A 395-nucleotide genomic window follows, 5' to 3' on the forward strand; every position below is an offset into this window, starting at 1 on the left:
ATTTGGCGGTGGTTGCAACGGCTGTTCAATGGTAGATGTTACTCTAAAAGACGGCATTGAAAAGCAACTACTTGCGATGTTTGCTAATGAATTAAAAGGTGTAAAAGATGTTACTGAGCACCAACGTGGCGAACACTCTTACTACTAAAAAATTCGGGGCTTTAAATGCCCCGATTTTTTCTACTTCATCTTTTCAATACTATTTTTCTTTGCTAGAAAACATTTGTAAAACATAGCCTAAAACAAATCCAGCTAAAGCAAATGGCAACCATTCCATTGAGTAGGCTTTTAGCGGTAATTGGTTAATTAATTCAACACCAGCCACAGAAGCAATTGATACTACTGTTACCAAAATAATTGGTAAGCCTTGAGCTAAACGTGGAATTGGGAAGAAA

Annotated in this window: 2 protein-coding genes; one reads left to right on the forward strand and one right to left on the reverse strand. The window is 37.0% G+C overall.

All coding sequences use genetic code 11. From position 1 onward, the window contains the following. The coding region (locus tag EII42_RS12415; RefSeq protein ID WP_199729898.1) for a NifU family protein at nucleotides 1-148 on the forward strand (148 nt) is incomplete at its 5' end. A gap of 51 nt (nucleotides 149-199) precedes the next feature. Here EII42_RS12415 and EII42_RS12420 read toward each other — a convergent pair. Then, the coding region (locus tag EII42_RS12420) for a hypothetical protein (RefSeq protein WP_199729899.1) at nucleotides 200-395 on the reverse strand (196 nt) is incomplete at its 5' end.

The organism is Tessaracoccus sp. OH4464_COT-324 (assembly GCF_003932855.1).
GTDB lineage: Bacteria > Actinomycetota > Actinomycetes > Propionibacteriales > Propionibacteriaceae > Arachnia.